Annotated in this window: 24 protein-coding genes; 7 read left to right on the forward strand and 17 right to left on the reverse strand. The window is 45.8% G+C overall.

Features of this window, described 5'->3' with window-relative positions; genetic code table 11:
• Nucleotides 1–30 precede the first annotated feature (30 nt).
• From hutG to BW716_RS02630, 6 genes are all read right to left on the reverse strand, one after another.
• Complete coding sequence (hutG, locus tag BW716_RS02605) at nt 31–975, reverse strand: formimidoylglutamase (protein WP_083720658.1); 945 nt, start codon at nt 973–975, stop codon at nt 31–33.
• A complete protein-coding gene (hutI, locus tag BW716_RS02610) occupies nt 972–2,177 on the reverse strand; it encodes an imidazolonepropionase (RefSeq protein ID WP_083720661.1) in 1,206 nt (401 codons plus the stop codon). The genes hutG and hutI overlap by 4 nt, the downstream gene beginning before the upstream one ends.
• Entirely contained in the window at nt 2,174–3,844 is a 1,671-nt protein-coding gene (gene hutU, locus BW716_RS02615; RefSeq protein WP_083720663.1) for a urocanate hydratase, read from the reverse strand. The genes hutI and hutU overlap by 4 nt, the downstream gene beginning before the upstream one ends.
• A complete protein-coding gene (hutH, locus tag BW716_RS02620) occupies nt 3,822–5,390 on the reverse strand; it encodes a histidine ammonia-lyase (protein ID WP_083720665.1) in 1,569 nt (522 codons plus the stop codon). Before hutH ends, hutU begins: the two co-directional genes overlap by 23 nt.
• A gap of 9 nt (nt 5,391–5,399) precedes the next feature.
• A complete protein-coding gene (locus tag BW716_RS02625) occupies nt 5,400–5,882 on the reverse strand; it encodes a MarR family winged helix-turn-helix transcriptional regulator (RefSeq protein ID WP_083720667.1) in 483 nt (160 codons plus the stop codon).
• An 88-nt stretch (nt 5,883–5,970) separates the two neighbouring features.
• Nucleotides 5,971–6,360, reverse strand: coding sequence for an SET domain-containing protein (locus BW716_RS02630; protein ID WP_083720669.1), 390 nt, complete (start codon nt 6,358–6,360; stop codon nt 5,971–5,973).
• A 94-nt stretch (nt 6,361–6,454) separates the two neighbouring features.
• On the opposite strand from BW716_RS02630, the gene BW716_RS02635 reads away from it, so the two are divergent.
• Together BW716_RS02635 and mgtE are read left to right on the forward strand one after the other, a co-directional pair.
• Nucleotides 6,455–7,324, forward strand: coding sequence for a bestrophin family protein (locus BW716_RS02635; RefSeq protein ID WP_083720671.1), 870 nt, complete (start codon nt 6,455–6,457; stop codon nt 7,322–7,324).
• Nucleotides 7,325–7,375: 51 nt separating this feature from the next.
• Nucleotides 7,376–8,752 carry a magnesium transporter gene (mgtE, locus tag BW716_RS02640; protein ID WP_083720673.1) on the forward strand — a complete coding sequence of 459 codons (1,377 nt, stop codon included), beginning with the start codon at nt 7,376–7,378 and terminating at the stop codon, nt 8,750–8,752.
• Here mgtE and BW716_RS02645 read toward each other — a convergent pair.
• On the reverse strand, nt 8,749–9,270 hold the full coding sequence (locus tag BW716_RS02645) for a histidine phosphatase family protein (protein WP_143708698.1): 522 nt from the start codon (nt 9,268–9,270) through the stop codon (nt 8,749–8,751). The genes mgtE and BW716_RS02645 overlap by 4 nt on opposite strands.
• A gap of 192 nt (nt 9,271–9,462) precedes the next feature.
• On the opposite strand from BW716_RS02645, the gene glmS reads away from it, so the two are divergent.
• From glmS to BW716_RS02665, 4 genes are all read left to right on the forward strand, one after another.
• A complete protein-coding gene (gene glmS, locus BW716_RS02650) occupies nt 9,463–11,298 on the forward strand; it encodes a glutamine--fructose-6-phosphate transaminase (isomerizing) (protein ID WP_083720677.1) in 1,836 nt (611 codons plus the stop codon).
• A 15-nt stretch (nt 11,299–11,313) separates the two neighbouring features.
• The gene (locus BW716_RS02655; RefSeq protein ID WP_083720679.1) at nt 11,314–13,524 is read left to right on the forward strand and encodes a DUF4954 family protein; all 2,211 of its coding nucleotides are present in this window, start codon (nt 11,314–11,316) and stop codon (nt 13,522–13,524) included.
• A gap of 243 nt (nt 13,525–13,767) precedes the next feature.
• Nucleotides 13,768–14,307: a hypothetical protein gene (locus BW716_RS02660; protein ID WP_083720681.1), complete on the forward strand. Its 540-nt coding sequence runs from the start codon at nt 13,768–13,770 to the stop codon at nt 14,305–14,307.
• A 116-nt stretch (nt 14,308–14,423) separates the two neighbouring features.
• Nucleotides 14,424–14,987: a DNA-3-methyladenine glycosylase I gene (locus tag BW716_RS02665; RefSeq protein ID WP_083720682.1), complete on the forward strand. Its 564-nt coding sequence runs from the start codon at nt 14,424–14,426 to the stop codon at nt 14,985–14,987.
• On the opposite strand, the gene BW716_RS02670 is transcribed toward BW716_RS02665, so the two are convergent.
• The 9 genes from BW716_RS02670 to BW716_RS02710 all read right to left on the reverse strand — a co-directional run bounded on the left by BW716_RS02670 (nt 14,988) and on the right by BW716_RS02710 (nt 22,819).
• Entirely contained in the window at nt 14,988–16,034 is a 1,047-nt protein-coding gene (locus tag BW716_RS02670; RefSeq protein WP_083720684.1) for a cytochrome-c peroxidase, read from the reverse strand. It lies immediately after the preceding gene.
• Nucleotides 16,034–16,741 carry an MbnP family protein gene (locus BW716_RS02675; protein WP_083720686.1) on the reverse strand — a complete coding sequence of 236 codons (708 nt, stop codon included), beginning with the start codon at nt 16,739–16,741 and terminating at the stop codon, nt 16,034–16,036. The genes BW716_RS02670 and BW716_RS02675 overlap by 1 nt, the downstream gene beginning before the upstream one ends.
• A 70-nt stretch (nt 16,742–16,811) precedes the next feature.
• Complete coding sequence (fucP, locus tag BW716_RS02680; RefSeq protein WP_083720689.1) at nt 16,812–18,059, reverse strand: L-fucose:H+ symporter permease; 1,248 nt, start codon at nt 18,057–18,059, stop codon at nt 16,812–16,814.
• Between the two features lie 30 nt (nt 18,060–18,089).
• A complete protein-coding gene (locus tag BW716_RS02685) occupies nt 18,090–18,872 on the reverse strand; it encodes an SDR family oxidoreductase (RefSeq protein WP_083720690.1) in 783 nt (260 codons plus the stop codon).
• Nucleotides 18,873–18,993: 121 nt separating this feature from the next.
• The gene (locus tag BW716_RS02690; protein ID WP_083720692.1) at nt 18,994–19,821 is read right to left on the reverse strand and encodes an amidohydrolase; all 828 of its coding nucleotides are present in this window, start codon (nt 19,819–19,821) and stop codon (nt 18,994–18,996) included.
• 53 nt (nt 19,822–19,874) lie between these two features.
• Nucleotides 19,875–20,204, reverse strand: a complete 330-nt coding sequence (locus tag BW716_RS02695; RefSeq protein WP_083720694.1) for an L-rhamnose mutarotase — start codon at nt 20,202–20,204, stop codon at nt 19,875–19,877.
• 114 nt (nt 20,205–20,318) lie between these two features.
• Complete coding sequence (locus BW716_RS02700; protein ID WP_083720696.1) at nt 20,319–21,170, reverse strand: fumarylacetoacetate hydrolase family protein; 852 nt, start codon at nt 21,168–21,170, stop codon at nt 20,319–20,321.
• Nucleotides 21,171–21,203: 33 nt separating this feature from the next.
• Nucleotides 21,204–21,947, reverse strand: a complete 744-nt coding sequence (locus BW716_RS02705) for a hypothetical protein (protein ID WP_083720698.1) — start codon at nt 21,945–21,947, stop codon at nt 21,204–21,206.
• 89 nt (nt 21,948–22,036) lie between these two features.
• Nucleotides 22,037–22,819 carry an SDR family NAD(P)-dependent oxidoreductase gene (locus BW716_RS02710; RefSeq protein WP_220388705.1) on the reverse strand — a complete coding sequence of 261 codons (783 nt, stop codon included), beginning with the start codon at nt 22,817–22,819 and terminating at the stop codon, nt 22,037–22,039.
• Between the two features lie 115 nt (nt 22,820–22,934).
• Here BW716_RS02710 and BW716_RS02715 point away from each other — a divergent pair, with 115 nt between their 5' ends.
• A complete protein-coding gene (locus tag BW716_RS02715; RefSeq protein WP_083720699.1) occupies nt 22,935–23,561 on the forward strand; it encodes a M15 family metallopeptidase in 627 nt (208 codons plus the stop codon).
• Between the two features lie 97 nt (nt 23,562–23,658).
• Here the strand turns inward: BW716_RS02715 and BW716_RS02720 are convergent, their stop codons facing one another.
• Nucleotides 23,659–25,170: a 2-isopropylmalate synthase gene (locus BW716_RS02720; RefSeq protein WP_083720701.1), complete on the reverse strand. Its 1,512-nt coding sequence runs from the start codon at nt 25,168–25,170 to the stop codon at nt 23,659–23,661.
• Nucleotides 25,171–25,192 lie beyond the last annotated feature (22 nt).

Here is a 25,192-nt window from a genome sequence, read left to right on the forward strand (position 1 = left end):
ATAAAAATTTGGGTTGACCCAAAGATAATATTATTTATTACTTAATAAATAAGTGACTGCTTCAAAAATTAATGCAGCGCCCAGTCTCGCCGTACGCTGATCAACGTCGAAAGAAGGATTCAATTCTGCTATATCCATGCCCGCTAGTTGGCCACTGTGAAGGATTGTACGAAAACATTCTAAAAACAAACCATCCGGGCGAATGCCATTAAATGCAGTTGCACTTACCCCCGGTGCATATGCTGCGGCGAATACATCCAGATCGATAGTCAGGTATAATTTGTCTGCCTTTTTGATAAACTCCTCTACCACTACTTTCAACAATGTACGATCCTGAAAGTGAAATGCATCAGCCTCTATATATTGTACATCCAGTTCTCCTGCTATTCTGAATAACTGTTGTGTATTGCTTAATTGCTGAATACCTAAAGCGAGATATTGAAAAGGTGAATGCTGCTGTGATAATTGCCAGAAACCTGTTCCGGAACTAACACCTTCCGTACGCAGGTCAAAATGTGCATCGAAGTTAATCAACCCTAATTGCTCACCGGGCAAGGATTGGTACAACCCATGTGCATGACCGTAAGTGATCTCATGCCCACCTCCTAATAGTATAGGAGTATGTCCCGCACGTTTTATTAATTGCACCGCGCCACTCAATGCTTGTTGTGCCGCTTCCAGATCCTCGTCAGGACAGATAATGTTTCCTCCATCCATCAGCAAACCATCAAAGTGTACAGGAAAACTACCCATCGCCTGCCGCAACGTAGCCGGACCTGCAGCAGCACCTACCCGTCCTTTGTTTCTCCGCACACCTTCATCTACAGCAAACCCCAGCAGCACTACACCATTGCCGGGAGGCAAAGGTTCCGATAAGTCTACACATTTCACCTGCTGATGCCAGCGGCTTACTTCTTCATCTGTGCCATCTATTCTGCCGGTCCATGCTACCGGTTGTTGATAATACGCTTTCATATTTTTTCTCCTCCTTTCCAGACCTGCGAAGGTTTCATTTTTCCCTGATAATACAAAAGGTCTCTGTAATCATTAGTAGAATATACCTGCATATCTGCCGCAAAGCCTTCGGCCAGTTGTCCTATATTATTTATATCCAAAGCCTTCGCTGCTCTGACAGTCAGGCCAGCCAATACTTCTGCCGTAGATAATTTTTCTGCTGCACTCATCACCGCCGCCTGCAATAGCAGATCTCCCATCGGCGCAGAACCCGGATTCCAGTCACTCGCAATGGCTACACAGGCACCCGCATCCAATAGCTTACGCGCAGGTGCATAGTGCATGCCTAAGCCTAAAGAAGCACCGGGTAGCACGACAGATACGATATCTGCATTGGCCAACCGTGTGATATCATTTTCATTACTGGCTTCCAGGTGATCTGCTGACAAGGCGCCTGCTGCTATCGCTATGGCAGAACCGCCACTACTAAACTGGTCGGCATGTACAGTTAATGCAAAGCCCAGTTCTTTTGCTTTTAGTAAATAAGGCAATGCTTCTGCTGCACTAAAGGCAGTTTCTTCTATGAAGATGTCTACTCTTTTACAATGAATAGCTGGTAGTAATTGCGCGACTACTTCTTCCAGATAATCAGCACCCGTGTAATCTTTCGGCATCATATGCGCTGCCAGACAAGTAGGCACCAGCGTAGCTTTCGTAAGCTCGCCAGCCTGTCTGATCGCCTGCAACATCTTGATCTCTTCATTTATTGACAGACCATATCCACTCTTCACTTCAATCGTAGTCACCCCTTCCTGCAAATGCCTGTTCGCTCTTTCAGCTGTATTTGTTCTCAATGTCTCAGTAGATGCCGCACGCGTCTTCATCACAGAATCCCATATACCACCACCTGCACGTGCAATTTCGAGATACGTCTTCCCCGCTATGCGCATGGCATAATCACGGCTTCGGTTACCATCAAAACAGATATGCGTGTGGCAATCAATAAAGCCCGGCAGTAATACCGCCGGACCATATATCAACACTGGCAGTGCATGGGAATACTGATTACGTAGTTCATTGTAATCACCGACTGCTAGAATCTTTCCTTCGTGCGTGACCACACCTCCATCTTCAATGACAGTGAGCTGTGCATCGGGCAATGCTCCCTTCAAAGGCAATCCTGTAAGGGGTATGATCTGTGAAAATGGTCCTATAAGTTTCATCTGTACAAATCAAATTGAATGGCTATTTCCTGTGCTTTTTCATATCCTGCATCTGCATGTCTGAAAATGCCTAATGCAGGATCATTGAATAATACCCTTTGCAAACAAGCTGCGGCCCTGTCAGTGCCATCTGCCAGTACCACCATGCCTGCATGTTGTGAATAACCCATGCCCACTCCCCCACCATGATGGAAGGATACCCAGGTAGCACCACCACCTGTATTGGCCATAAGGTTCAGCAATGTCCAGTCAGATACCGCATCTGAACCATCTTTCATAGATTCTGTTTCCCTGTTGGGAGAAGCCACAGAACCACAATCCAAATGATCTCTTCCTATCACAATAGGTGCTTTCACTTTACCACTGCGCACCAGTTCATTGAAGATCAGGCCCGCTTTTTCACGCTCTCCCATTCCCAGCCAGCATATTCTGGCAGGCAATCCCTGGAAGGCGACTTTCTCCTGTGCTTTTTTCAACCAGTTGATCAAAGGCTTGTTGTCAGGAAATGCTTCCATCAAGGCCTGATCGGTTGTATAAATATCCTGTGGATCACCTGATAATGCTACCCATCTGAAAGGACCTTTCCCTTCGCAGAACAGTGGTCTGATATAGGCAGGTGTGAACCCCGGAAAATCAAATGCATTCGGCTCTCCGCCTTCTCTTGCAAACTCACGCAGGTTATTACCATAGTCAAAAGTGATGGCACCTTTGCGTTGTAATTCCAGCATAAAACCTACGTGTCTTGCCATACTTTTCAACGATTGTTGTTTGTAAGCAGCAGGATCTTTTTTACGCAGGTCAGCGGCTGCTGCCAGTGTCAAACCGTTTGGTATATAACCATTGATAGGATCATGTGCAGAAGTCTGATCTGTTAATATATCAGGTATAATATTATCCTGCAATAATCTTTCCAGCATATCACCAGCATCACTCACCAGTCCGATAGACAGGGCTTCTCCTTTTGCCATCGCTTCTTTGGCCCAGCTAATGGCTTCTTCATAAGAATGCGTGATACGATCGATGTATTTAGTACCAATACGTTTTCTGATCCTGCTCTCATCCACATCTGCACCCAGGAACACAGCACCCGCCATAGTAGCGGCCAGTGGCTGTGCACCACCCATACCACCGATGCCGGCAGTAACCAGCAGTTTCCCTTTCAGGTCGCCATCAAAGTGCTGACGGCCGCATTCCACAAAGGTTTCGTAGGTACCCTGCAGAATACCCTGTGTACCTATGTAGATCCAGCTGCCAGCCGTCATCTGTCCGTACATCATCAGTCCTTTTGCACGCAGTTCGTTGAAATGCTCCCAGGTAGCCCATTTCGGCACAAGGTTACTATTCGCCAGCATCACTCTGGGTGCCTGCGGATGTGTACGCACGATACCTACCGGTTTACCTGACTGTACTAATAGTGAATGTTCTTCATCCAGTGTAAGCAGGGTTTCGATGATCTTTTGCAATGCTTCCTTATTGCGGGCAGCCTGACCTATACCACCGTAAACAACCAGTTCATCAGGGTTCTCCGCCACTTCATCATCGAGGTTGTTCAGGAGCATGCGCAGGGGGGCCTCCGTTTGCCAGGAGCGGGCGTGCAGCTCAGGGCCACGAGGGGCCTTGTAATGGGGATGCGCTGCGTATTGCTTAATAAAATCCAAACTGGTCATGATAAATACCGTTGAGTGATAAATGATTGGCCAGGGCTGTTTCATTGGCTACCCTGACGATGGATTGCTGGCGTACGATTGTATGTAACTGTTGTATGTCGTAAGCGAAAATGCGGTCTTTGGTAGCGAAAGGTACCGTCTCTCTTACAAAGGCATGTACGGCTTCCAATACCGGACCTGATGTGAGCGGACGTCTGAAATTCACTGCCTGAGCGGCATACAACAATTCTATAGCGAGTATATATTCGAGATTATCTATTACCTGGTGGAGTTTGCGACCACTGATAGAGCCCATGGATACATGGTCTTCCTGTCCTAACGAAGTAGGCACGCTATCTGCGCTGGCAGGGAAACAAAGCGTTTTGTTCTCAGTGACCAACGCTGCCGTGGTATACTGTGGTATCATAAAACCGGAGTTCAACCCGGCATCTTCAATCAATAATTTTGGCAATCCATACCTACCTTCTATCATCATATAGCAACGGCGATCTGAAATGTTGCCCAGTTCTGCCGCCGCCACAGTCGCGTAATCCAGTGGCAATGCCAGTGGCTGACCATGGAAGTTACCACCACTGATCGTATCGTCTGCACTAAAGATGATAGGATTATCTGTTACGGCATTCAGTTCAATCGTTACCAGGTCGAGCAAATGTAACCAGGCAGTGCGCGAAGCACCATGTACCTGTGGCATACAGCGCAGGGAATAAGGATCCTGTACCCTGCCACAATCCACATGTGCCGCCATGATGCCGGAGTTTTCGAGCATCGTCTTCAGGCGGTGTGCTACCAGCTGATTGCCTGGAAATGGCCTGATGGCATGAATCCTGGGGTCAAAAGGACGTGCAGTACCCATCAGGCCTTCCAGTGATAATGCTCCTACAATATCCGCGGTTTCCAAAGCATTGTGTAGTCGTTGTAATGCTGTCACCGCAAAGGCAAGAATAAATTGCGTTCCGTTGATGAGGGCTAATCCCTCTTTAGGGCCCAGTGCCACAGGGGTCAGACCTTCTGCCTGTAACACAGCTGCCGCAGGTTGGCGCTGACCTTTATAATATACTTCACCCAATCCGATCAATGGCAGGAAGAGGTGTGACAATGGCGCAAGATCGCCGGATGCACCCACTGAACCCTTCTCAGGTACAACTGGGGTGATATGCGCATCGATCATCCAGATGATGCGCTCCAGGGTAGCTGGTGCTACACCTGAGTATCCCTGTGCCAGGGCATGCACTTTGGTAATGAGCATGACTCTGGCTACCGTAATGGGGATTGGATTTCCTACGCCCACACTATGGCTTTGCAGTATATTATATTGTAAGGTCCGGGTATCTTGTTCATTGATGCGGGTATCGCACAGAGGGCCAAAACCGGTATTGATACCATATACCGTACTATGTTGCGAGACGATGGTCTGTACGTGACCATAACTGGTAGCGATACGATCAGCCACTTCCGGCACCAGTACCCCTTTTACCTGCCCATCGGCAATGGCAAGGGCTTTACCGGGAGTGAGCTGATCTACCCCGTATTTGAATTGGTGTATCATTATAATTAGTTATTTCATTGCTTTCAGGATCCTGGTGGATAAGGGTTCGGCTTCCACACTGTTTTCCACAGCAGTTACTGCTTCCAGTACCTGTTTACTCATTTTGTTTTCATCCGCCAGTTCGGTCATGGCCTTCGTAATTGCCTCCCATATTGGCTGTATCTGTTGCAGCATTTCCTCGCCCTTTTTACTGAGCATTACCAGTTGCCGGCGCCCATCGTCCGGACAGGGAGCGGTTCTGACCAGCCCTTTCTTTTTCAAACCTGTCACCAGCTGACTGATAGCCGAGTGACTTACTTCCAGCTGTGCAGCAATATCAATCAATGGCATGGGCTGTTCTTTGCCCAATATGTAAAACACCGGAAACCAGCTGGCTTCAAAGGGTATTCCAGCCTGCTCATATACCTTATTTACCTCGCTCAGGAAGTATTCACTCAATCGCCGTAACCGGCTGCCAAACACCAGGAAGCCCAAGGAAGAATAGAAACTCATGTAAATTATATAAGCACTTATACATTTAGATACAATAATAAGGAATTATTCAATTCCTTTTATTGAGACTAACCGTCTGGTATGTTAATTATTTTTTCCTGACATCGAACCAAACGGCTGATGAGTCAGATGGATCCCCATTATAGTTGATCTGCAATTCTTCTCCTTTCTTAATCTCTCTACGGGTGATGATACTCATGGTTTCTTCATCAAAATCCATTTCGTATATACAATTGGGGTCGTAGGAGTGATTATAGATGGAGCAAAAACCCAGTGCTATACAAGAACGGGTTTCACGCACACCCCATAGAAAAATGTAATTATGCAACTTGGTCTTATCCACGATTTCAGTGTCATCATAAGATAAAACGAGTACAGGCGAGGTTTCTATTCTGGTTCCCGCAGGTATTTTATCTTTTGTAAACACTCCACGACCTTTGCCTTTTGTCTTATCGACGTATAAATATGGTTTAATCATATAGCTGTAAAAACTTCGTAAAGTAAAGGTAAAGGAAGAAGTTATCAAAATCAGGCATAAAAATTTTAGGTTTGCGGAAATCTAACGTTCAAAGATGATTGATTACAATCCTAAGGCCTGGTTCACTTTTATATTCAGGATTCACAAGGCCGACACTGTACGCAAGTTGTTCCCCATGTTCATAGCCATTGGTTGTTATTCGGCTGTGGTTGCTCTTCTTGAGCTGAAATTACTGCACCTGTCAGACGTAGCTGAATGGAAAAATATAGTTTTTGTGCATAGTGTGCTGGGGTTTGTTATCTCCCTGTTACTGGTATTCCGTACCAATACGGCCTACGACCGCTGGTGGGAAGGCCGCCGGCTTTGGGGTAGCCTGGTAAACAACAGCCGCAATCTGGCTATCAAGCTACATGCGATGTTGCCTGCCAGCAATACTGCTTCGAGAGAGTTTTTCAGGGTCATGATCCCCAATTATGCGTATGCCCTTAAGAATCACCTCCGCACCAGATATATCCCTGAAGAACTGGACCTGAGCCAGGGTGCCCCGCTGGATGATAAAAAACACGTTCCTAACCAGATAGCTGTTCAGATTATTGCACATGTCAATGACCTGTACCGCAAGCAGCAGCTCTCCGGCGAACAGTTGATCCTTCTTAAAGATGAATTACAGGCTTTTACGGATGTATGTGGCGCCTGTGAACGTATCAGGAATACCCCCATCCCCTTTTCCTATAGCGTATTTATCAAGAAGTTCATTTTCTTCTATGTAATGACCTTACCCTTTGGATATGTATTTACCGTAGGTTTCCTGATCATACCGATCGTCGTTTTCATTTTCTATGTACTGGCCAGCCTTGAGTTGATCGCAGAGGAAATCGAGGACCCATTTGGTTTTGATGCCAATGACCTGCCGACAGACACTATTTCTGCCAACATTCGTAAGCATGTGGCAGAGATATTGTGATGTTCCCAATTCAACTTTCTTTAATTTCGCCACCTGACAGCCTTTTGGACTATGGAAAATGAAGCTTTACTGGAAAAATTTGAGCAGCTGATCAAAGAGCAAGGCTACCAGGAACTGAGAGTGTACCTGGATGATCAGCTCATTACTGATATAGCAGAACTCATTCATGAAATGCCGGAGCAGGCGGGCATTATTATTAATAATTTGTCCATAGGCCGGGCATCGGCTGCTTTCAGGATATTGGAATTCCATGTCCAGGAAGATGTGATCAGGGAATTGCCTGCTGCCAAAGTAGCGGAACTGCTCAACGAGCTCCCTGCCGATGACCGTACCTCCTTCCTGGGAGAACTGCATAGCGATGTGGTAAAAGAACTGATCAAGCTCCTGGATCCTGAGGAACGCAAGATCACCCTGAGCCTGCTCGGTTACAAAGAAACCAGCGTAGGCCGTATCATGACCCCCGACTACATCGCAGTCAGGGAGGAATGGTCCGTGAAGCATGTGCTGGACTACATCCGCGAATATGGTAAGGATAGTGAAACCATCGACGTAATATATGTAGTGGACGAAAAAGGCAAGCTGATCGATGACTTCAGGATCAGGGAATTCCTGCTGGTAGCCACCGACACCATGGTGCATACCCTCATGGACGACCGCTTTGTAGCCTTGCACGTGAACGATGAACAGGAAGAAGCCATCCAGATCTTCAGGATGGAGAACCGGGTAGCCCTCCCTGTAGTGGATGATGAAGGTATCCTGTTGGGAATCGTGACCATTGACGATATGTTGTGGATTGCGAACGAAGAACATACAGAAGATATCCAGAAGATCGGTGGTACCGAAGCCCTGGACGAACCTTACCTGGACATTCCCCTCCTGAAGCTGGTGAAGAAACGCATAGGCTGGCTCGTCATTCTCTTTATAGGCGAAATGCTCACTGCTACTGCCATGGCCTTTTTCGAAGGTGAAATCGCCAAAGCAGTCGTACTGGCACTATTCGTTCCACTGATCATTTCCAGTGGTGGTAACAGCGGCTCCCAGGCCTCTACCCTTATCATTCAGGCCATGGCCCTGGGTGAAATTACCCTGACTGACTGGTGGAGAGTGATGCGCCGTGAGATCGTTTCCGGCCTGCTGCTGGGTGGGGTACTGGGTATCATTGGTTTTATCAGGATCGTATTCTGGAATTCACTCTTCCATAGCTATGGAGAGCATTCTATACTGGTAGGTCTCACTGTAGGTATATCACTGGTAGGCGTAGTACTATGGGGTACCCTTTCCGGCTCCATGCTGCCCCTCATACTGAAAAAGCTGGGGGCTGACCCTGCTACCTCTTCCGCGCCATTTGTGGCCACACTGGTGGATGTAACAGGGTTGCTGATCTATTTCTCTGTGGCTTTTGCCCTTATGAAAGGAACATTGCTCTAATACCGGATACGCTTACATCTGGCCGTATCCCTGCTTTTGCGGACAATAAATAAACTACTGTAATCTGCTTCTTTTACCGAATCCACTGGTGCCTTTGCTTTCAATGAACGAATCACTGGCACCAGTGTTTTTTGTTGCCCGATTATCAACAATCGCTTGCCCCAGTCTTCTCTGCGGGTAATTTCATACAACAATCCCTCCCCTGAAGAATCAGGTTGATAAGTCACCGTATCTATATTTAAATAAATTCTGAGTGATTCTGCCGTTTCCTTTGCGGAAGCATATGGAGTAATATAAATACGTTGTACACCGGAGTCTTTCAGGAACCGGTACAGGGCACCTGCTTTTGCATAGCCACTGTCTGTAAGCATTATCGAATCACATTCCTGTGCATGCCTTACGAGATAAAAAACACCAGTCAGAAACGTACTGTCTTCTGACAGGGGTACCTGCTGCCGTTCTGGTAACGGCTGCTGGCATGCCATGCAGCAGAACAATAATATTACAACATATCTCATAGGATAACTGATTCAATTTCTGCGACAAATTACGCATTTTCTACGCATTTGAAACTGGATAAGTCCGCCTTTATATGCTTAACTATATCATGATCATTAGATTATCTTTAAACTTTATTACCCATTGTTTGTAGAATTTTCACATTTTTTAGGCATATTGCAACCCGTCTCCATGTAAAACTGAAAAACAATATGTGCGGAATAGTCGCTTATATAGGCCAACGAGAAGCCTACCCCATCGTTCTCAAAGGATTAAAAAGGCTTGAATATCGCGGTTACGACAGCGCCGGAGTGGCTTTAATAAATGATGGACTGAAGGTCTACAAGAAAAAAGGTAAAGTTTCTGAACTGGAAGATCACCTGACCGGAAAGAACACAAGTAGTCATATTGCTATAGGTCATACCCGCTGGGCAACCCACGGCGAACCTTGTGACAGAAATTCTCATCCCCATATGTCGGGCAATGGCAAACTGGCCATGATCCACAACGGTATCATTGAAAACTATACCCAGCTGAAACAGGAACTGCTGAACAAAGGACACGTGTTCACCAGCGATACAGATACAGAAGTCCTGATCCACTTTATCGAAGAGATTCAGCAAAGCAATCAATGCGGCCTTGAAGAAGCCCTGCGCATCGCCCTGAAAAGAGTGGTAGGCGCTTACGTGCTCGTGATCATGGACGAGGATAACCCTGATACCCTGATCGCTGCACGCAAAGGGAGTCCCCTCGTAATCGGCGTAGGCAAAGGCGAACACTTCCTCGCTTCCGATGCTTCTCCGATCATAGAGTATACTAAAGAAGTAGTATATGTAAACGACTACGAAATCGCCATCATCAAAGCCGATGAACTGATCCTGAAAAATATCTCCAACGAAAGGCAGACGCCTTATATCCAGAAACTGGATATCGAACTGGCTGCGATTGAAAAAAGCGGTTACGACCACTTTATGCTCAAAGAGATATTTGAGCAACCACAAACGATCCTCGATAGCTTACGTGGCCGTCTGGATGCCAAAAAGGGCACCCTCACCATCGGTGGTATCCGCGATCACCTGTCACAACTGGCAGGCGCTAAGCGCATCATCATCGTGGCCTGTGGTACCTCCTGGCATGCGGGCCTCGTGGCTGAATATATGATTGAAGAACTGTGCCGCATTCCCGTGGAAGTTGAATATGCTTCTGAGTTCCGCTACCGCAACCCGGTTGTTGGAGAAGGCGATGTGATCATAGCTGTATCTCAATCCGGCGAAACTGCCGATACACTAGTGGCCATTGAAGCCGCTAAGAAAAAAGGCGCCACCATCCTCGGTGTGTGCAACGTAGTCGGTTCTTCTATCGCCCGTATTTCAGATGCTGGTGCTTATACACACGCCGGTCCTGAAATCGGCGTGGCCAGTACAAAAGCCTTTACCGCCCAGCTGGCAGTATTGTGCCTCATTGGTCTGAAAGTAGCACAGGAAAAGGGCACTATCACCGAACAGCGCTTCCAGCACCTGCTGGATGAACTGGACAACATTCCTGAAAAAGTAGCCACCGCCCTGCAATTGAACGACCAGATCAAAAAAATCGCGGATAAGTACAAAGATGCCCGCGACTTCCTCTACCTGGGTCGTGGTTACAACTTCCCTGTAGCACTGGAAGGTGCACTCAAACTAAAAGAGATCTCTTACATACATGCAGAAGGATACCCTGCTGCCGAAATGAAACATGGCCCTATCGCCCTGGTAGATGAAAACCTGCCTGTGGTATTTGTGGCTACCCGCGACAGCTATTATGAGAAAGTAGTATCCAACATCCAGGAGATCAAGGCCCGCAAAGGCAAGGTCATTGCCGTGGTTACAGAAGGTGACCTCACCATTCCGCCTATGGCAGACGATGTGATCGTTATACCTGAAGCAGATGAACTCGTGGCGCCTATTGTTTCCGTAATTCCTTTGCAGTTACTCGCTTACCATATAGGCGTTCTGAAAGGATATGATGTGGATAAGCCAAGAAACCTGGCGAAGTCAGTGACTGTTGAATAATCTCAAAACGCTTACATGAACCTGATACAGAAAAAACCGCTCACTGAGCTGGGGTACAATTTTGTAGCAGCGCCTTATTTGCCGGAAGGAAAAGATGAATACTATCTCCGCGATCAGCAGTGGGGAAAGTCAAACATCTACCGGCATCTATCTGCATTGGAGATAGAGACGCTTGTTAGAAATGACAACACTTCTGACAACTGGAATAATATTTCTGTCACGAATGAGTTCAACCCCCAATTGGTTAAGCACTGCCAGTTCTTTGGTATTGTGCGTATTGGAAAACTGGAACCTTACTTCCTGGAATTCCATAACCTGCGCCTCCCTGTAGGATTGTACAACAGTACTATTTCTTCCTGCGACTTTGGCGACAATGTAGTCGTGCACAATGTGAACTTCCTGTCGCATTACCTGATCGGCAACGATGTGATGATCTGTAATGTAAATGAAATGGCCACTACCGGTCATGCTAAATTCGGGAATGGGATCGTGAAAGAAGGCGAACCCGAAAACCTGCGTATCTGGCTGGAGCTATGCAATGAAAACGGTGGCAGATCGATCATGCCCTTCGATGGTATGCTGCCCGGCGATGCATGGCTGTGGACCCGTAACCGTGACGACAAGGAACTCCAGGAAAAATTCAAAGCCTTTACTGAACAACAGTTTGATAAGAAACGTGGCTACTATGGTATGGTAGGCGATCGCTGTGTGATCAAGAATGTGAAGATCCTGAAAGACGTCATGATCGGCACAGATGCTTACCTGAAAGGCGCCAATAAAATTAAAAATGTCACCATCAATAGCAGTGCAGAAGCCTCTACACAAATAGGTGAAGGTTGTGAACTGGTGAATGGTATAGTAGGCTATGGCTGTCGCGTGTTCTATGGTGTGAAAGCCGTACGCTTCATCATGGCATCACATTCACAGCTGAAGTATGGTGCGCGACTCATCAACTCTTATTTAGGTAACAACGCCACCATCTCCTGCTGCGAAGTATTGAATTCATTGATCTTCCCGGCACATGAGCAGCACCATAACAACTCCTTTTTATGTGCGGCCCTCATCATGGGACAGAGTAATATGGCTGCCGGTGCCACCATCGGTTCCAACCATAACTCAAGAGGTCCGGATGGTGAAATCATTGCAGGGCGCGGTTTCTGGCCGGGTCTCTGCGTGAGCTTAAAACACAATTCCCGCTTTGCCACCTTTACACTGATTGCAAAAGGAAACTATATGCAGGAGATGGATATTCCATTTCCATTTAGTTTAGTGATCAATGATGAGCAGCATAATTGTCTGAAGATTATGACAGGCTATTGGTTCCTGCACAACATGTACGCACTGGCGCGTAACTCCTGGAAATACCTGGATCGTGACAAGCGTACAGATAAGACACAGCTGATAGAATACGATTACCTGGCGCCGGATAGCGTGGAAGAAATGATTCACGCCATGGCACTGATGGAAGCCGCTACTGGTAAGGCATGGCACCTGCATACAGAAACAGATTGCCCTGAACTGACGGAGCAACACTATCGCCAGAAAGGACAGGATCTGCTGCTTAATCATCCTGTGGATGTAGCAAAACTGAAGATACTGATCAAAGGAGTGGAGAACAGTAATCGGGAAGTACACTTATTGAAAGTGCACAAAACCTACCCGTTATTCCGTGCATTGATCGTACTCTATGCAGTAAAAAATGTGCTACAGTTTGTAGAAACAAATGAGGTTAAAACATTTGAATCGATTCACAACATTGCACTCACCGCACAGCGTGAACCCTGGTACAATGTAGGCGGACAGCTGATGCCGGCATCTACCCTGCATGATTTGAAATGCGATATCCGGGAGGGGAAAGTGAGCAGCTGGGCAGATCTGCATGCACAATACCAGGAGATAGGTCAACGGTATGCTACAGACAAATTGCAGCATGCTATTGCATCGCTCCTGTTTATACAGGAAAAAACAATCGCTGATTTTAATGCAGATTTCTTTATTGAATGTTTGCAGGCATCCATACAAACACAGACGTTATTGACAGAGGGAATTCAGAAATCAAGAGCGAAAGATTATGAGAATCCATTCAGGAAGATGACTTATGAAAATGAAGCAGAGATGGATGCGGTAGTGGGAAAGTTGGATGATAACAGTTTTATTAAGCAAACGCAGGAAGATCTGGTGACATATAAGCAAAAGGTAAAAGCGCTGATAAAACTCCTCGCATAAAATAAATGAACATATTATAAAAAAGCCCCATCACTAAAGTGATGGGGCTTTTTTTATACCCTTTGTATAGTAGAATGCCGTTTCTATAAGGGTACCATAAGGTCATTAAAAGGGTATTTGTATATCCTTTGGATATTGAGGTACCTATATAGTGAAGTAATAGTACTCATTTGGCGTTATTGTCGCGTTATTATTTCAATGAATAGTTTTAATATTGATCTTATAACCCCAAAATTGTTTGTTATGGCTATTGTCAAAGACAACTTACTACTTCAGGCCGTGGAGGGCACTCTCGGCAATCAATTCACCATTTACAGGCGGAACGGGCAAATTATTATAGCGAAGAAGCGCGGTCCGTCAAAGAAAAAACCGACACAAAAGCAGCTGGAAGCGAGGTACAAGATGCTCGTTGCGGCAGCTTATGCAAAGGCGATCATACAGGACCCTGAGATAAAGGCTTATTATAAGTCTTTGGCAGGCCCCGGGCAGAATGCTTATAATATGGCGGTGAAGGATGCTTACCGTGCGCCGGAAATTCAGAATATCAGGTTAGAAGATATGGATGTGGTGGTAACGGCAAAAGATGAATTCAGGGTAGCGGATGTGCAGGTAAGGGTGATAGATGATGCAGGTGTGATACTCGAAAGAGGATCGGCCATGTTAGGCAGGAACGGCGTGGATTGGTATTATAAGGCAGCTGTGTTGCCGCCGGGTGGCCGCGTCATTGTGGTAGCGGTAGATCTGCCGGGGAATGAAAGGGTGGAAGAATTACTGATCACCTGAGTGATTGCAAATTTTACCGGAAAATGAAACAGTGGAAGAATTGCTGATCACCTGAGTGAATTAAAAAGTCGCCTCATAATATTTATGAGTCGCCCCCTTTTTGATTAAATTGCAGGATGGAACCAAACCGCTGCTCATGGTCTACCAAAGACCAGCTCTACAAAGACTACCACGACAATGAATGGGGCGTTCCGCTTCACGACGATACCCGCCTGTTCGAAATGATCAATCTCGAAGGTGCTCAGGCTGGTCTGAGCTGGTATACAGTGCTCACTAAAAGAGAAAACTACCGCAAAGCTTTTGACAACTGGGACGCAAAAAAGATTTCAAAATACACGGACAAAAAGATTGAATCCCTCATGGCGGATGCCGGCATTATCCGTAACCGCCTCAAAATAAACGGTACCGTTCTCAATGCAAAAGCATTCCTTGAAGTACAAAAGGAATTCGGCAGTTTTGACAAATACATCTGGAGTTTCGTGGGTGGTAAACCGATCGTCAATCACTTCAAATCACTGAGTGAGGTACCAGCTAAAACCCATATCTCCGATGCGATGAGCAAAGACCTGCTCAAGCGTGGATTTAAGTTCGTGGGCTCTACTATCTGCTACGCCTTTATGCAGGCCACAGGTATGGTAGATGACCACGTAGCAGATTGCTGGAGGAGGAAGAAAAAGTAATTAATCCGCTATCATCACTTCACTGAAATCCGGGTTCTTCAAAAAATGTTTATCCGTAAGGGTGAGTAAGAACATATATAACTGCCGTTGTTCCTTTGGTGACAGTTGCATACCGCGTACTAAAGGATCAACGGTACTACCATTCTCCTGTCCATGATCATACATGGCAAACACCTGGAAAATATCAAAGAACCTTCCATCATGCATGTAAGGCGCACTCACCATTACATTGCGTAAGGAAGGTACTTTAAACTTCATATAATCTCCTGTATTGTTTGTAATACGCATACGTCCCATATCATTCATATTCGGACTGTAAGGCAACCCATTATTCCGTGCAGTGAAGTCTGTAAAAAAAGGTTCTTTATGGCACCCTGCACACTTCTGCTGAAACGTTTTATAGCCACCTCCTTCCTCTGCCGTAAAGGTCACACCGGGTTCTCCCCTTCTCACACTGTCATACTTACTGTCAAAGCTGATCATAGTCGCCATGAACTGCGCCAGTGCTTTGAACATCCGCTGACTCGTCACTTCTTCCGTACCATATGCCGCTTTGAACATTTGTTGGTATTTCTCATTGCATTTGAGCCGGTCTAACAGTTCATTCAGTGGCATGTCCATTTCATTTTCTGCAACGATGGGCGACATGGGTTGTATATCCAGGTGATTCACACCGCCATCCCACATGAAATCTTTTTGCCAGATCAGGTTGAACAAAGTAGGTACAGAACGCGTACCCATCCTACCATACACACCATGTGCCAGTGCATGGTCAAAATGACCGAATGCGGCAAACTGCTGATGACAAAATCCACAGGAAACCGAACTATCGCGGGATAACTTCGGATCATAAAATAAATATCTTCCTAAGGCAATACCTTCTTTTGTCAATGGGTTTTTAGAAAAGTCATATACAGGTTTAGGGAGACTATCAGGCAATTGGAGGGTTACATAGGTGACACCAGGGCCAGGGCCTTTCCCACGGAGACTGATCCCCATCAGGAAAAGGCAGAATGCCATGATCACATACGTCGCTTTGGAATTCATTATTTTGATTTAACGGAAAACATGTGACTGTAATTATCTGCAATCCGGTCTCCTATCGTACCTGGGGACATAAAGCCCGCCGTTTCACTAAAGCGGATCGGATTCGAACCATTGAACCAGGCCGCAGCATCTGCTACGAGGTCCACCACAGGCGTCTTGTCTGCCGAGACTACAAATGATGTATTTACATGTATCATCCGCTGAGACTGGTGTGTGCCCCTATATCCTCCAATATGAAATTGCAATACATGCCCCGGTAAATGAGAAGCAGGAGACGTGCCTTCCAGTTTCGCCATAATGTAACCACTGTTCCATGTCCAGAACATGCCGTAAAGAGGGTCTAAAGCCCCGCTCTGCACCCCCGTGCAGTTCATGATACTATCTACCCCGATCATGAAAGAAACAGCCTTATATCGCCCCAATGGCAGCCCTGTGAGGGAGATCTTTTTGCTGGCGGCACTATCATCACTGACCAGGAAATATTCAGGTGGTAATTTAATAGCTTCTCCTGATTCATTGGTGAAGGAGAAATTGCTGAGGTAGTATTTGAATTTCGTAATGGTAAAGGTATCTCCCTGTGCGGTATAATAAGCTTTATTGGTCCGCATAGGCTGGTGGTTCACCTCGTGAGTGATGGTGATTGATACGGATTGTGATGCAACCGTATGACCGATCAAAAGGCAAAGGAATAACAATAACCGGTTCATGATCCGAATGTAGTTAAAAAAAATAGCTTCTGCGGATGGCAGAAGCTATTTACATATTTCATGATGAGAATCATCGCTGTTTATAACCCCAGCCGCCAAAGTAGAATACCACGGAGAAACAAACCAGTGGTACTACATAAGCGATGGCTGTCGATTTCATATCCGCCAGGGTACCCATTACATAAGGTACGATCGCACCACCTACTATGGCCATGATCTGGAAGGAAGAAGCCCTTTTGGTATGTACACCCAGATCTTTCACACCCAGTGCGAAGATGGAAGGGAACATGATAGACATAAAGAAGAAAATAGCCATCAGTGCATACACAGAGATCTCTCCATGACCGGCTATCACCAGCATACAAAGCAGCACGTTGATAAATGCATAGATCATCAGCAGCTTGTTAGGTTTTATTTTCCGCATGATGGCGGTACCCACAAATCTGCCTGCCAGGAATAATCCAAGCCCGATCGCCAGCAGTGACGATGCCTGCTTACTGGTAGTACCCTGCCAATATTCTGTAACATAGTTGATGAATAATGCGGCCACACCTACCTGAGCAGCTACATAAAAGAACTGGGCGATGATACCCCATATAAAATGGGAATGGGAAAATAATGGCTTCGCTTTCGCAGCAGCATCAAGACCTTCCTCCTCATCTTCCCTGATCTCAGGCAATGGTGTACGGAAAAAGAACATGGCGATCAGTACGACAACAATACCAATAACAATGTAGGTAAGCTGAACGACCGTCAGGTCTTTGGCTGCGGAGACTGCTGCGGTTTTGTCTTCCAGGAACAGCTGCCCCCCGATGAAAGCGCCTAATGAAGACCCTGCGCCATTAAAACACTGTGACAGGTTCAGGCGAAATTCAGAAGTTTCACTTTTACCAAGCACGGTTACATAAGGATTCGCTGCCGTTTCAAGACAGGCCAGTCCACAGGCAAGGATAAACAATGCCGCCAGAAAGCCGTTGAAACTAAGCGCTCCTGCAGCGGGATAAAATAAAAACGCCCCTATTGCATACAGCACCAATCCCAGCAGGATACCTTTTTTGTAACCATATTTATTCATGAAGATGCCAGCCGGCAATGCCATCAGGAAGTATGCCCCGAAATAAGCAAACTGCAACAGAGTAGACTTTCTCTTCGTCACTTCCAGTACATCCTGAAAATGTTTGTTTAAAATATCGAGCAACCCATACGCAAATCCCCATAAAAAGAACAGGCTGGTCACCAGTATAAATGGAAACAGGTAACTCTTATTCGTATCGATGTTTGCCTTAACTGTGGAAGTGGACATTGTGGCTCCGGCCATTGTGGAAAATTTGAATGGTTTAAAAATAAGTTAGCTCAGAGACCTGTCCAGATGGGTATAACCACCATCGACATAGATGATCTGGCCGGTAGTATGAGACGACGCGTCAGACAGTAAGAACACTGTCATATTAGCAATTTCTTCGGAGGTGGTCATTCTCTTTTCTAAAGGAATTTTAGAAACGATAGCAGCCAGTTTTTCCTTTGGATCAGGCAGGGAGTTGATCCAGTTTTCGTACAGTGGCGTCCATACTTCAGCAGGGATCACGGTATTTACGCGGATGCTGTAAGGCAGCAATTCCACCGCCCATTCGCGGGTCAGTGCATTGATACCACCTTTGGAAGCAGCGTAACCACTGGTATTACCCTGGCCGGTTTCAGCCACTTTGGAACCGATATTTAAGATACTGCCTTTAGTCGTTTTCAGATAAGGCAGTGCATAGTGCGCGAGGTTATAATAGTGAGAGAGGTTCTTTTGCAGAGAAGCCATGAATTTCTCAGGGCTGCCGCTTTCCAGGCCTACACCGTCATTCACGCCGGCGTTGTTTACAAGACCATCGATGCGGCCAAATTCTGCTACTACCAGATCAATTACTTTTTTGCAATCTTCCACTTTACCCAACTCAGCTGCAACGCCAAAAGCCTTGCCACCGGCAGCTTTGATCGCTGCTACAGTTTTATCATTATCAGCTGCGTTTCTGCCTGCCACTACAGCAATGCCACCTTCAGCGGCAATCAGTTTGGAGATAGCTTCGCCTATTCCTTTTGCACCACCAGTAACAATAAACACTTTTTCCTTTAATCCCAGATCCATGTGAACGATTTAAATATTGTTTAGAAATATTATTCTTTTAATAGTTCTTCCTTTAGAAGACATGTAAGGCTTTTCAAGAGAATTGAATTCGTTCGAATTACTTTGCACTCCCTTTGATTGCCTAAAGCCCATAAAATGCGATCGCATTTCCACCCATTATCTTCGCCTGCTCAGTTGCTGATAAATGACTGATATAATCAGTCACAATACCTTTTACCTGTGTATAGCTACCCGCCAGCTGGCATACCGGCCAGTCGGAGCCAAACAGGAGTCTGTCTGCGCCAAAAGCTTCCAGGCAAACTTCCAGGAATGGCGTAAAATGCGCCGGCTCCCAATTGCTCCAGTCAGCTTCAGTGACCATACCACTGAGTTTGCAATATACATGCGGATACTGTGCAATGGCACGCATCTGTTGTGCCCAGCTTTCCACATCACCGGTTTTAATATACGGTTTAGCCAGATGATCGATCACCAGGCGGTGATCAGGAAATTTCTGTACAAACGTAGCTACTGCCGGTAGTTGTACCGGGTAGACCAGGATGTCGTAAGTAAAGTTATATTTCGACAGGAGGTGTATACCCCTGCAAAAGTCTTCCCTGATAATAAATGCAGGATCAGGCTCACCTTGTACGATATGCCTGAAACCTTTCAGCATGGGAAACTGGCTATAATGCGCCAGCCTGTTTTCCAGGTCTGCATCGCGCAGATCTATCCAACCCACAATGCCTTTAATAAAATCATGTCCGGCAGCAAGTCCCAGCAGGAAATCAGTTTCCACCTCTGACTGGTCCGCCTGTACAGCGACACAGCCATCCACATTATTTTGCGCCAAAACCGGTAGTAGGTGTTGTGGCAAAAAATCCTGCTGAATCACTTTCATATCATCAGTGATCCAGGCATCCTTTACAGGATGATATTGCCAAAAATGCTGGTGAGCGTCTATGACCATTTTTTCATAACGTTTGCTTCCTTATTAAAATGCCAGGCTTAGTAAGTCTCTTTTTACAATGCAAAGATCTTCTCCATAAATATCCATTTTTCTCCTGGCTTAGCCACTGGTAAGGCCTGCTGGTATTTCCACATCAGCGCTTCCCACTCCTGTACTTTGGGGTTAGCAGCATCTGCAGCATCTTTCTTTTCGAATGAAAAGGTTTCATCTACTTCCATGATCATAAACAGGCGGTCCATGATACGGTATATCTCCATGTTCACTATACCGCTGTCTAATATACTCTTCCTGATTTCCGGCCATATTTCCCGGTGGTACGCTTCGTACTCAGCTATCAAAACCGGGTCATTCTTCAGATCTAACGCAAGACAGTGCCTCTTCATATCGTAGCAAATTACAAGTTTAAAGGGAATAAATGTCAGAATTACAGCAAGTGGAAAATTTAGCGGTCAGACGGCAAAAGCAGTCTGACCGCATCATAATTTCTTACAGCATTCTTATTTGAAAGCAACAGCTGTTTGTTTGGATGTACCCAGACCGTCAATACCCAGCTCAATCACATCACCAGCTTTTACATATACATTTGGTTTCATTCCCAAACCTACGCCCGCAGGTGTACCTGTAGAGATCACATCGCCCGGCAGCAGGGTCATAAACTGGCTCAGGTAGGAAACGATGAAAGGGATTTTAAAGATCAGGTTGGCTGTAGTACCATCCTGCATGGTTTTACCATTCAGGGTTAACCACAGACGCAGGTTATCCACATCTTTAATTTCCTCTTTGGTTACCAGCCATGGACCCAGCGGTGCAAAGGTGTCATTACTCTTACCTTTTACCCACTGTCCGCCACGTTCCAGCTGGAACTCACGCTCGCTATAGTCGTTGTGCAAGGCATAACCTGCTATATATTCCAGCGCATCCTTTTCTTCAATATAGCTGGCTTTCCTTCCAATCACCACAGCCAGTTCCACTTCCCAGTCAGTTTTTACGCTGTTGCGGGGAATGACTAAGTCATCATTCGGGCCTACCAGCGCAGTAGTACTCTTGAAAAATACGATTGGTTCCTGTGGAATCGCTGCATTGGTTTCCTTTGCGTGGTCAGCGTAGTTCAGACCAATGCAAATAATCTTGGAAGGCCTGGTGATAGGGCTTCCGAGACGGGTACCTGCAGGCACAGAAGGGCAATTTTTTTCATTTTGCGCCCACCATGCAGCCAGACGGTTCAGTCCATCTGTCGCCAGAAATTGCTCTCCAAAATCTTCCCCGAATGCACTGACATCAAACATGCCTGCTTCGGTTACCACTCCCGGCTTCTCAGCTCCCGGTGCTCCAAATCGTATCAGTTTCATATGTTAATTGTACTTTGTTTTTTATTTTAACACTTATCGCAATGAATTGATCTTCAGGTGACCATTATCCACTTTGATTTCCACCAGGTTTGTGTACTTTTTGTTCAAGATCTGCACCAGGAACACCTGTTCCGGATGAGAAGGTGATTGTACGATACCTGTGGTTGCTTCTGCAGGCACCACCATTCCAATGGTCCTGTTAGCGCCACCGAATTCTGCATAAATTCTCACAGAATCAGGAGAAGAAACCGGCAGTTTTTTCACGATCAGGTCAGCGATGATAGTACCGGATTGAATTTGTTGTTCGTAAGAATCAACTGCTTTCATATCCAGGCTAATGGTGCCTAAACCGGCCTTTTCTTCAGCATAGTGCCATACTGCTGCAGGAGGCGTACCTACCTGATTGATTTTTGCACTACCGTTATCAACACTTGCATGATAATAGCGGGTGCTATGGTCACTTTTCAGCACACCAATGTATACGCTGTTTGGCTTGTCCCACACGGCACGATACAGATCCTGCTCGGCCACGTCTCTTGCCAGAGGCAGTTCAAACGTTTTGTCCGAAGACTGTCCGTCTGCTTCAAAATGGATGGAGATACGGGTCGTATCTGCATCTGCCGGGAAAGCGATTGCTACCTTACCCGAAGGCGTAGCTGGTTGAAACGCAGCTGTGCTATCTCCCGCCTGCTGGCCGTTGCCGGCGTTGGTACCTGTACCGCCACATGCGTACAATAAAGTTGTGGCAGGTATGATAACTGACCAAATAGATTTCATGAATAATGGAATTGTGGTTGATTAATTACAAATTAGAATTTACGAATATAAGATACCTTTTGCCTTATTTCATAATTCTTTACTTATAATTAATTATTAAGCTTTATAAAACCACCATCCAAAGGATAATCACAACCTGTGATGAAGCCTGCTTCCTCTGAGCACAGGTACAGTGCCAGGGTGCCTACTTCTACTGGTTTTGCCATACGTCCAATTGGTTGTGTCTGAGAGAGTTTCTCAAACATTTCCGCTTCTTTACCAGGGTAGTTTTTAGCGATAAATCCGTCTACAAATGGTGTATGCACACGTGCAGGAGACACACAGTTACAACGGATACCATCCCTGATAAAATCTTTTGCCACAGAGAGGGTCATCGTGAGCACAGCACCTTTACTCATAGAGTAAGCGAATCTGTCAGGAATACCTACGCTGGAAGCAATAGAAGCTACGTTCAGGATCACACCGCTCTTTTGCGCTTTCATCTGCCCGATTACGGCGAACATACAGTTGTACGTACCTTTCACATTCACATTATATACTCTGTCCAGATCTTCTTCTGAAGTGGTGTCTAACCGGCCTACGTGGGCAATACCGGCACAGTTTACGAGGATGTCGATGCGGCCTGCAGCAGCAGTGACCTTTTCCATCACAGCGATAACTTCCGACTGTTTGGCTACGTTACAGCCGTATACAGCAGCTTTGCCACCTTCGGCAGTGATGTCTGCAGCTGTCTGGCGACCACCGTCTTCATTCAGCTCTATGATGTGAACACTGGCGCCCTGTGCACCAAAAACCTTAGCAATAGCCTGACCAATTCCACTTCCGCCGCCCGTAATGACTGCCACTTTATTATCTAATCTAAACAGGTTCATAATTTCCTTAATTTAAGGGTTCTAAAATAGCCTTTTTAACAAGGGGAATTCCATCTTTTTTTAGCAGAAGTCTATACTTTATTACCATATTTTATATTTTTTAAATAGATAAAGGTTGAAATTCAATTACACTGTTGTTATTTTCTTCATTTTCTGGTATCATTTTGCTTTTGCGCAAAGTAACCAGTCTGATTTGGTGGATCTTACGAAGTACATTCCGCATATCAGATTGGATATCCGATATGCGACGGCTAATAACTTTACACATCAGGTGTTGTATCCGCGTGCAGCCGCTTATTTAAAATTGCCGGCGGCGAAGGCGCTGAAAGAAGTACAGGAGGAGTTGGAGGAACGGGGATTGGGGTTGTTGATCTATGATGGATACAGGCCTTTTAGTGTGACGCAGAAGATGTGGGAGATTGTGCCGGATGAAAGATATGCAGCGAATCCGGCAAAAGGGTCAGGGCATAATAGAGGGATAGCAGTGGACCTTACATTATGTGATTTAAAAACGGGTAAGCCTTTGGCAATGCCGACAGATTTTGATGATTTTACGGAGAAGGCGCATCAGTCGTATAACGTACAGGATACACTGGTGGCAAATAACCGGAAGTTATTGAGGGAGGTGATGGAGAAGCATGGGTTTATTAACTTAACTACGGAATGGTGGCATTTTTATTTGAAAGATGGACAGCAGTATCCATTGATGAATGTAGACTTCCAAAAACTACAAAATCATTGAGCTGCTTGCTCCGCAAGCAGCTCAATGATTTTGATTGTGGGTTGTTGAATTTCAGCGGAGCCGAAATTCAACAACCCATGAAGGAATTCAAAAAGTTTTAGAATATTTTATTCAGCGCATCCACATAAGCATGCATAGAAGCATTCACAATATCCGTCGAAGTCCCATATCCATAGTAACTCTGACCATTATGCTTCACCCTCATATTCACCTTACTCACATCCGCACTACCCCCTCTCATTGACTGAATATTAAACTCATCAATATCTATCTGATCTTTAATAATCACATGGATCGCATTGATCGCTGCATCCACCGGACCATTACCAGCAGAACTAGCTTCCTTCTCCTCACCATTGATCTTCAGTTTCACAGTCGCCATAGGACGCAGCGGATCGCCACATACTACCTGCAACAATGTAACCTTGATCGCCTTATCATCTGTATAATTCTGATCATTACCATTCCCCATCAGTTCTAACAGATCTGCATCAGAAATTTCTTTCTTGCTATCTGCCATCACCAGGAAACGCTGATACACCTCATCCAGATTCACCTTATCCAGTTTATAACCCAGTCGCTCCAGGTGATGCTTCAGGGCATGGCGGCCACTACGTGCAGTCAGGATAATCGCATTAGACTCAATACCCACATCCTCCGGATTCAGGATCTCATAGTTTTCACGATGCTTCAGCACACCATCCTGGTGAATACCGGAACTATGTGCAAATGCATTACGACCTATGATTGCCTTATTCGGCTGCACCGGCATACGCATCATGGTTTCTACCATGTTGCTCAGCTGATACAGTCTCTTTGACTGAATACCTGTATGATAACCCAATGAATGATGCGTTTTCAGGATCATCGCTACTTCTTCAAGAGAAGTATTACCTGCACGCTCACCAATACCATTGATGGTACATTCTACCTGACGTGCACCGTTGATCACACCAGCGATGGAGTTGGCAGTAGCCATACCGAGGTCATTGTGACAGTGTACCGAGATAATCGCCTTGTCAATGTTAGACACATGATCCATCAGGTACTTGATCTTCGCACCATACTGGTCAGGCAGACAGTAACCATTCGTATCAGGAATGTTCACCACAGTCGCACCTGCAGCAATCACTGCTTCGATCATCTGCGCGAGGTATGCATTGTCTGCACGGCCTGCATCTTCTGCATAAAATTCTACATCGTCAACGAATTTACGTGCATATTTTACCGCATCAGCAGCACGCTTCAGGATCTCTTCGCGGGTACTGTTGAATTTATATTTAATGTGCATATCGGAAGAACCGATACCTGTATGAATACGCTTACGTTTTGCAAAACGCAGGGCTTCGGCAGCAGCATCAATATCCATAGTGTTTGCACGGGTCAGTGCACAGATCACCGGCTCACTTACAGCTTTCGATATTTCTACTACACTCTGGAAATCGCCGGGGCTCGATATTGGGAAACCGGCTTCAATAACATCTACTCCCAGTGCTTCCAGCTCCTTGGCTATAGTGATCTTTTCAACTGTGGTCAGCTGACAGCCAGGTACCTGTTCACCATCACGGAGAGTAGTATCGAAGACGTACACACGATTTTTATCGCTCATCTTATGTTGATTTGTTATTGTT

Source organism: [Flexibacter] sp. ATCC 35208 (assembly GCF_001975825.1).
Lineage (GTDB): Bacteria > Bacteroidota > Bacteroidia > Chitinophagales > Chitinophagaceae > Chitinophaga.

Excerpts from the sequence above, each read along its gene's own strand:
- hutI (WP_083720661.1), bottom strand. The coding sequence starts at position 2,177 with ATGAAACTTATAGGACCATTTTCACAGATCATACCCCTTACAGGATTG.
- mgtE (WP_083720673.1), top strand. The coding sequence starts at position 7,376 with ATGGAAAATGAAGCTTTACTGGAAAAATTTGAGCAGCTGATCAAAGAG.
- BW716_RS02685 (WP_083720690.1), bottom strand. The coding sequence starts at position 18,872 with ATGGATCTGGGATTAAAGGAAAAAGTGTTTATTGTTACTGGTGGTGCA.
- BW716_RS02700 (WP_083720696.1), bottom strand. The coding sequence starts at position 21,170 with ATGAAACTGATACGATTTGGAGCACCGGGAGCTGAGAAGCCGGGAGTG.
- fucP (WP_083720689.1), bottom strand. The coding sequence starts at position 18,059 with ATGGCCGGAGCCACAATGTCCACTTCCACAGTTAAGGCAAACATCGAT.
- BW716_RS02695 (WP_083720694.1), bottom strand. The coding sequence starts at position 20,204 with ATGAAGAGGCACTGTCTTGCGTTAGATCTGAAGAATGACCCGGTTTTG.
- BW716_RS02705 (WP_083720698.1), bottom strand. The coding sequence starts at position 21,947 with ATGAAATCTATTTGGTCAGTTATCATACCTGCCACAACTTTATTGTAC.
- BW716_RS02630 (WP_083720669.1), bottom strand. The coding sequence starts at position 6,360 with ATGATTAAACCATATTTATACGTCGATAAGACAAAAGGCAAAGGTCGT.
- BW716_RS02690 (WP_083720692.1), bottom strand. The coding sequence starts at position 19,821 with ATGGTCATAGACGCTCACCAGCATTTTTGGCAATATCATCCTGTAAAG.
- BW716_RS02665 (WP_083720682.1), top strand. The coding sequence starts at position 14,424 with ATGGAACCAAACCGCTGCTCATGGTCTACCAAAGACCAGCTCTACAAA.
- hutU (WP_083720663.1), bottom strand. The coding sequence starts at position 3,844 with ATGACCAGTTTGGATTTTATTAAGCAATACGCAGCGCATCCCCATTAC.
- BW716_RS02645 (WP_143708698.1), bottom strand. The coding sequence starts at position 9,270 with ATGAGATATGTTGTAATATTATTGTTCTGCTGCATGGCATGCCAGCAG.
- BW716_RS02670 (WP_083720684.1), bottom strand. The coding sequence starts at position 16,034 with ATGAATTCCAAAGCGACGTATGTGATCATGGCATTCTGCCTTTTCCTG.
- BW716_RS02660 (WP_083720681.1), top strand. The coding sequence starts at position 13,768 with ATGGCTATTGTCAAAGACAACTTACTACTTCAGGCCGTGGAGGGCACT.
- hutG (WP_083720658.1), bottom strand. The coding sequence starts at position 975 with ATGAAAGCGTATTATCAACAACCGGTAGCATGGACCGGCAGAATAGAT.
- BW716_RS02675 (WP_083720686.1), bottom strand. The coding sequence starts at position 16,741 with ATGAACCGGTTATTGTTATTCCTTTGCCTTTTGATCGGTCATACGGTT.
- BW716_RS02655 (WP_083720679.1), top strand. The coding sequence starts at position 11,314 with ATGAACCTGATACAGAAAAAACCGCTCACTGAGCTGGGGTACAATTTT.
- hutH (WP_083720665.1), bottom strand. The coding sequence starts at position 5,390 with ATGATACACCAATTCAAATACGGGGTAGATCAGCTCACTCCCGGTAAA.
- glmS (WP_083720677.1), top strand. The coding sequence starts at position 9,463 with ATGTGCGGAATAGTCGCTTATATAGGCCAACGAGAAGCCTACCCCATC.
- BW716_RS02635 (WP_083720671.1), top strand. The coding sequence starts at position 6,455 with ATGATTGATTACAATCCTAAGGCCTGGTTCACTTTTATATTCAGGATT.
- BW716_RS02720 (WP_083720701.1), bottom strand. The coding sequence starts at position 25,170 with ATGAGCGATAAAAATCGTGTGTACGTCTTCGATACTACTCTCCGTGAT.
- BW716_RS02625 (WP_083720667.1), bottom strand. The coding sequence starts at position 5,882 with ATGAGTTTCTATTCTTCCTTGGGCTTCCTGGTGTTTGGCAGCCGGTTA.
- BW716_RS02710 (WP_220388705.1), bottom strand. The coding sequence starts at position 22,819 with ATGAACCTGTTTAGATTAGATAATAAAGTGGCAGTCATTACGGGCGGC.